This window comes from Streptomyces sp. NPDC060198, from assembly GCF_042728415.1.
Lineage (GTDB): Bacteria > Actinomycetota > Actinomycetes > Streptomycetales > Streptomycetaceae > Streptomyces.
This window is the reverse complement of sequence record NZ_JBHWZJ010000379.1, coordinates 1-6,489: the sequence shown is the minus strand read 5'-3', so window position 1 is coordinate 6,489 and position 6,489 is coordinate 1. Positions and strand designations below refer to the sequence as shown.

Below are 6,489 nucleotides of genomic sequence, written 5' to 3'. Positions count from 1 at the left end.
CGCCGGAGTGCACGGCCCACGGTCGTACAGGGGGCGTGCGCGTCAGGCGCGCTCGCCGCCGCCCACGTGGTGGACGCGGACCATGTTGGTCGTGCCGGGGACGCCGGGGGGCGAACCGGCGGTGATGATCATCGTGTCGCCCTCGTTGTAGCGACCGAGCTTCAGCAGCTCTGCGTCGACCATGTCGACCATCGCGTCGGTGGTCTCCACGTGCGGGACGACGTGGGCCTCGACGCCCCAGCTCAGTGCGAGCTGGTTGCGCGTCGACTCCTCCGTGGTGAAGGCGAGCACCGGCTGCGCGGCGCGGTAGCGGGACAGGCGGCGGGCGGTGTCACCGGACTGGGTGAACGCGACCAGGGCCTTGCCGTTCAGGAAGTCCGCGATCTCGGCGGCGGCGCGGGCGACCGCTCCACCCTGGGTGCGCGGCTTCTTGCCCGGGACGAGCGGCTGGAGGCCCTTGGAGAGGAGCTCCTCCTCGGCGGCGACGACGATCTTCGCCATCGTCTTGACCGTCTCGATCGGGTACGCGCCGACCGAGGACTCGGCGGACAGCATGACCGCGTCCGCACCGTCCAGGATCGCGTTGGCGACGTCGGACGCCTCGGCGCGGGTCGGACGGGAGTTGGTGATCATCGACTCCATCATCTGGGTCGCCACGATCACCGGCTTGGCGTTGCGCCGGCACAGCTCCACGAGGCGCTTCTGCACCATCGGGACCTTCTCCAGCGGGTACTCGACGGCGAGGTCGCCACGGGCCACCATCACACCGTCGAACGCCATGACGACGCCCTCCATGTGCTCGACCGCCTGCGGCTTCTCCACCTTGGCGATGACGGGGACCCGGCGGCCCTCCTCGTCCATCACCTTGTGGACGTCCTTGACGTCCTCGGCGTCCCGGACGAAGGAGAGGGCGACCAGGTCGCAGCCCATCCGCAGGGCGAACCGGAGGTCCTCCACGTCCTTCTCGGACAGGGCGGGGACGTTGACCGCCGCGCCGGGCAGGTTGATGCCCTTGTGGTCGGAGATGACACCGCCCTCGATGACGATGGTCTTGACCCGGGGGCCGTCGACCGAGACGACCTTCAGCTCGACGTTGCCGTCGTTGATGAGGATCGGGTCGCCCTTGGCGACGTCGCCCGGCAGACCCTTGTAGGTCGTGCCGCAGATCGACTTGTCGCCCGGAACGTCCTCCGAGGTGATGGTGAACTCGTCACCGCGGACCAGCTCGACGGGGCCTTCGGCGAACTTCGCCAGGCGGATCTTCGGGCCCTGGAGGTCGGCGAGCACGCCCACCGCCCGCCCGGTCTCGGCGGCAGCCTTGCGGACACGGTCGTACCGGCCCTGGTGCTCTTCGTGGGTGCCGTGGCTGAAGTTGAAACGGGCCACGCTCATGCCGGCCTCGATCAGAGCGACCAGCTGCTCGTGGGAGTCGACGGCGGGACCGAGGGTGCAGACGATTTTGGAACGGCGCATGGGGCGGATCCTATCGGTTTGTTTCACTGCGGAATATTCCGTCTGGTGGAAAGTACAAAGGGGCGTGGGGGTGCTCAGTTGTGGGGGTCTACGGGTGCGTAGCCCCGGCCTCCTCGGGCCCGGCCCCGCGTCCGTCGCCGCCGTCCCCGGCGGCCCGTCCGACCAGCGCGAACGTCTGCCCTGCGATCTCCAGCTCCTCGTCCGTCGGCACCACGGCGACCGCGACCCGGGCGCCGTCGGGGGAGATCAGCCGGGGCCGGGACGACCGTACGGAGTTCCGTTCGCCGTCCACCGCGAGGCCGAACCCCTCCAGTCCGGCCATGGCAGCCTCCCGCACCGGGGCGGAGTTCTCGCCGACCCCCGCCGTGAAGGCGATGGCGTCCACCCGGCCGAGGACCGCCATATAGGCGCCGATGTACTTCTTCAGCCGGTGGATGTAGATGTCGAAGGCGAGAGCGGCTCGCTCGTCGCCCTCGTCGACCCTGCGGCGGATCTCCCGCATGTCGTTGTCGCCGCAGAGGCCGACCAGGCCGCTCTTCTTGTTCAGCAACTCGTCGATCTCGTCCGCCGACATCCCCGCCACCCGCTTCAGGTGGAAGGTGACGGCCGGGTCGATGTCCCCGGAGCGGGTCCCCATGACGAGACCCTCCAGCGGGGTCAGCCCCATCGAGGTGTCCACGCACCGCCCGCCCGCGACCGCCGAGGCCGAGGCGCCGTTGCCGAGGTGCAGCACGATGATGTTGAGGTCCTCGACCGGCCGGCCCAGCAGCTTCGCCGTCCGCCGCGAGACGTACGCGTGCGAGGTGCCGTGGAAGCCGTAGCGGCGCACCCGGTGGGCGTCGGCGGTCTCCACGTCGATCGCGTACCTGGCCGCGGCCTCGGGCATCGTCGTGTGGAACGCCGTGTCGAACACCGCGACCTGCGGCAGGTCCGGCCGCAGCTCCTGTGCGGTACGGATACCGGTGATGTTCGCCGGGTTGTGCAGCGGGGCCACCGGCACCAGCCGCTCGATCTCCTTGAGCACGTCGTCGGTGACCACGGTCGGCTCGGTGAACCGGAGCCCGCCGTGCACCACCCGGTGACCGATCGCCGCGAGCTCGGGGGAGTCCAGCCCCAGCCCGTCGGCCGCCAGCTCCTCGGCCGCGGCCTTCAGGGCCGCCGCGTGGTCGGCGATCCTGCCGGTGCGCTCCCGCGCCTCGCCCCCCTCGCCGGGGCGCGGGGTGTGCACCAGGCGGGACGTTTCCTCGCCGATGCGCTCCACCAGTCCGGAGGCGAGCCGGGAGTGGTCCCGCATGTCGAGGAGCTGGTACTTCACCGACGAGGAGCCGGAGTTGAGGACGAGCACCCGGTGGGCGCCGGCGGGCGCCGGGCCGGCGCCGTCCTGTCCGGCGTTCGCGGTGGTCGCCTCGGTGTTCGGGTCGGTCATGCGGGTCACTCCTCGCCCTGCGCCTGGATGGCGGTGATGGCCACGGTGTTGACGATGTCCTGGACGAGAGCGCCGCGCGACAGGTCGTTGACCGGCTTGCGCAGCCCCTGGAGCACAGGACCCACCGCGACCGCGCCCGCCGAGCGCTGTACGGCCTTGTAGGTGTTGTTGCCGGTGTTCAGGTCCGGGAAGATCAGCACGGTGGCCTGCCCCGCGACCTGGGATTCCGGCATCTTGGTCGCCGCGACGGTCGGCTCGACCGCCGCGTCGTACTGGATCGGGCCCTCGATCCGCAGGTCGGGCCGTGCCGAGCGGACCCGCTCCGTCGCCTCCCGCACCTTCTCCACGTCTGCGCCTGAACCCGAGGTTCCGGTCGAGTACGAGAGCATCGCGATCCTCGGGTCCACCCCGAAGCGGGCCGCCGTCGCCGCCGACTGGACCGCGATGTCCGAGAGCTGCTCGGCGTCCGGGTCGGGGTTGACCGCGCAGTCGCCGTACACCAGCACCTTGTCGGCGAGGCACATGAAGAACACCGAGGAGACGATTCGCGCGTCCGGCTTGGTCTTGATGATCTCGAAGGCGGGCCGGATGGTGGCCGCCGTGGAGTGCACGGAACCGGAGACCATGCCGTGCGCCAGACCCTCCTGGACCATCAGGGTGCCGAAGTAGTTCACGTCGGAGACCACGTCGAACGCCAGCTCCACCGTCACCCCGCGGTGCGCGCGCAGCTGCGCGTACCGCTCCGCGAAGGCCTGCCGCAGCTCGGAGGTCTGCGGGTCGACGATCTGCGTGTCCGCGAGGTCGATACCGAGGTCGGCGGCCTTCTTGCGGATCAGGTCCACGTCGCCGAGGAGCGTCAGATCGCACACGTCGCGGCGGAGCAGTACGTCGGCGGCGCGCAGCACGCGCTCCTCGGAGCCCTCCGGCAGCACCACCCGGCGGCGGTCGGCACGCGCCTGCTCCAGCAGATCGTGCTCGAACATCATCGGGGTGACGCGCCCGGTGCGGGCCACCGAGACCCGCTCCAGCAGAGCGGCGGTGTCCACATGGCGCTCGAAGAGCCCGAGCGCGGTCTCCGCCTTGCGGGGCGTGGCCGCGTTCAGCTTGCCTTCGAGGGCGAAGAGTTCGCCGGCGGTGGGGAAGGAGCCCCCGGGCACCGAGACCACCGGGGTGCCGGGCGCGAGCCGGGCCGCCAGCTGGAGGATCTCGTCGCCGGGACGCTCGTCCAGCGTGAGCAGCACCCCCGCTATGGGCGGGGTGCCGGCGCTGTGCGCGGCGAGCGAGCCCACCACCAGGTCGGCCCGGTCGCCCGGGGTGACGACCATGCACCCGGGCGTCAGCGCCTTCAGGAACCTCGGCAGCATCGCCCCGCCGAACACGAAGTCCAGCGCGTCGCGCGCGAGCCCCGCGTCGTCGCCGAGCAGCACCGTGCCGCCCAGCGCGGCGGTGACCTGCGCGACCGTGGGCGCCGAGAGGGCCGGCTCGTCGGGCAGCACGTACACCGGCACCGTCAGCCGCTCCACGATCCGCTCGGCGAGGGTGTCCCGGTCCTCGGGCGCGACCCGGTTGACCACCATCGCCAGCACGTCGCAGCCGAGCCCGGCGTAGGCGCGGTACGCGTTGCGGGTCTCGGCCCGCACCGACTCGGCCGGCTGGTCCTTGCCGCCGACCACCGCGATGACGGAGGCTCCGAACTCGTTGGCGAGGCGGGCGTTCAACGCCAGTTCGTCGGGGAGCTGGGTGTCCGCGTAGTCGCTGCCGAGGACCAGCACCACTTCGTACGCGCGGGCGACCTGGTGGAAGCGCTCGACGAGCCGGGAGACGAGTTCGTCGGTACCCTGCTCCGCCTGGATCGCGGACGCCTCGTGGTAGTCGAGGCCGTGGACGGTCTCCGGGCTCTGGGAGAGCCGGTAACGGGCACGCAGCAACTCGAACAGCCGGTCGGGACCGTCGTGGACCAGCGGGCGGAAGACGCCGACGCGGTCCACCTGCCGGGTCAGTAGTTCCATGACCCCCAGCTCGACGACTTGGCGGCCGTCTCCCCGGTCGATCCCGGTCACGTACACGCTGCGCGTCACGCGTGCTCTCCCGTCCTGATGCGGCTGTTCGCCCGGTACGGGCGGTGATATCCCGGTAGGGGTGGCATTGGCTTGCATTTCCTCCGACGATACCCGCGAGGGCCGCAGGGCCGCCCGCCGGAGACCCTTTCCCCGCACGGGACCCGGCCGTTGCCCGTACACGCCCGTACGTCTCCGTACACGCCCGTTCGCGCCCGTGCGGCCCCGTACGCGGGGCTTCCGTTCCCCGCCCCGGCCCTCCGGCGTCCATGAGGCCCCACGTAACGTGGCCCCGGAGTCGGCTTCCGGACCTGTTACCCGGATTTTCGCCCCCTGTTCGTGCGCCGGAGCATCCGAAAGCGCGGGGTGTACCCCTGCCGTGGGAGAATCGTGACGGCTCACGGCGCGGTGGCCGCTCACCAAGGCCCCGAACAGCCCGGTACTAGCGAGCAGGAGACAACGCACGATGCGCATCGGAATTCTCACCGCAGGCGGCGACTGCCCCGGCCTGAACGCAGTGATCCGTTCGGTCGTGCACCGCGCAGTCGTGGGGCACGGCGACGAGGTCATCGGCTTCGAGGACGGCTTCAAGGGCCTGCTGGACGGCCACTTCCGCCCGCTGGACCTGAACGCCGTCAGCGGCATCCTGGCCCGCGGCGGCACCATCCTCGGATCCGCCCGCCTGGAGCGCGACCGGCTCCGCGAAGCCGCCGAGAACTGCGAGGAGCTGTCCCGCCGTTACGGCATAGACGCCCTCATCCCCATCGGAGGCGAAGGCACCCTGACGGCGGCCCGCATGCTCTCCGAGGCCGGAATGCCCGTCGTCGGCGTCCCGAAGACCATCGACAACGACATCTCCGCCACCGACCGCACTTTCGGTTTCGACACCGCCGTGGGCGTCGCGACGGAGGCCATAGACCGCCTCAAGACCACCGCCGAGTCCCACCAGCGTGTCATGGTCGTCGAGGTGATGGGCCGTCACGCCGGCTGGATCGCCCTGGAGTCCGGCATGGGCGGCGGCGCGCACGGAATCTGCCTGCCCGAGCGCCCCTTCCAGGTCGACGACCTGGTCAAGATGGTCGAGGAGCGCTTCGCCCGCGGCAAGAAGTTCGCGGTCATCTGCGTCGCCGAGGGCGCGCACCCCGCCGAGGGCTCGATGGCGTACGCCAAGGGCGAGATCGACCAGTTCGGCCACGAGCGCTTCCAGGGCATCGGCAACCGCCTCGCCGTCGAGCTGGAGCGCCGCCTCGGCAAGGAGGCCCGTCCGGTCATCCTCGGCCACGTCCAGCGCGGTGGTACCCCGACCGCGTACGACCGCGTCCTCGCGACCCGCTTCGGCTGGCACGCGGTGGAGGCCGTGCACCGCGGCGAGTTCGGCAACATGACCGCCCTGCGCGGGACCAGCATCGAGATGGTGCCGCTCGCCGACGCGGTGACCCAGCTGAAGACCGTACCGGCGGACCGGATGTTCGAAGCGGAGTCGGTGTTCTAGGACATCGGTCCACCAGGACCCGTATGCCGGAAGGCCGGTCC

4 protein-coding genes are annotated in these 6,489 nt (G+C 71.0%); 1 reads left to right on the top strand and 3 read right to left on the bottom strand.

Translation table 11 applies throughout. From position 1 onward, the window contains the following. Positions 1-42 precede the first annotated feature (42 nt). The 3 genes from pyk to pta form a co-directional block, all read right to left on the bottom strand. Entirely contained in the window at positions 43-1,473 is a 1,431-nt protein-coding gene (pyk, locus tag ACFWEP_RS29675) for a pyruvate kinase (protein WP_387374612.1), read from the bottom strand. An 88-nt stretch (positions 1,474-1,561) separates the two neighbouring features. Beyond that, positions 1,562-2,899: an acetate kinase gene (locus tag ACFWEP_RS29670; RefSeq protein WP_387374610.1), complete on the bottom strand. Its 1,338-nt coding sequence runs from the start codon at positions 2,897-2,899 to the stop codon at positions 1,562-1,564. Between the two features lie 5 nt (positions 2,900-2,904). Further along, positions 2,905-4,977 (bottom strand): phosphate acetyltransferase, encoded by a 2,073-nt coding sequence (gene pta / locus ACFWEP_RS29665; protein ID WP_387374608.1) that lies wholly within the window; start codon positions 4,975-4,977, stop codon positions 2,905-2,907. Between the two features lie 445 nt (positions 4,978-5,422). Between pta and ACFWEP_RS29660 the strand changes: the two genes are divergently transcribed. Continuing rightward, a complete protein-coding gene (locus tag ACFWEP_RS29660) occupies positions 5,423-6,448 on the top strand; it encodes an ATP-dependent 6-phosphofructokinase (protein ID WP_266709228.1) in 1,026 nt (341 codons plus the stop codon). Positions 6,449-6,489: the final 41 nt, after the last annotated feature.

Bases quoted from the DNA above. Each gene is read 5' to 3' on its own strand.
- ACFWEP_RS29660 (WP_266709228.1), top strand. From the start codon at position 5,423: ATGCGCATCGGAATTCTCACCGCAGGCGGCGACTGCCCCGGCCTGAAC.
- ACFWEP_RS29670 (WP_387374610.1), bottom strand. From the start codon at position 2,899: ATGACCGACCCGAACACCGAGGCGACCACCGCGAACGCCGGACAGGAC.
- pyk (WP_387374612.1), bottom strand. From the start codon at position 1,473: ATGCGCCGTTCCAAAATCGTCTGCACCCTCGGTCCCGCCGTCGACTCC.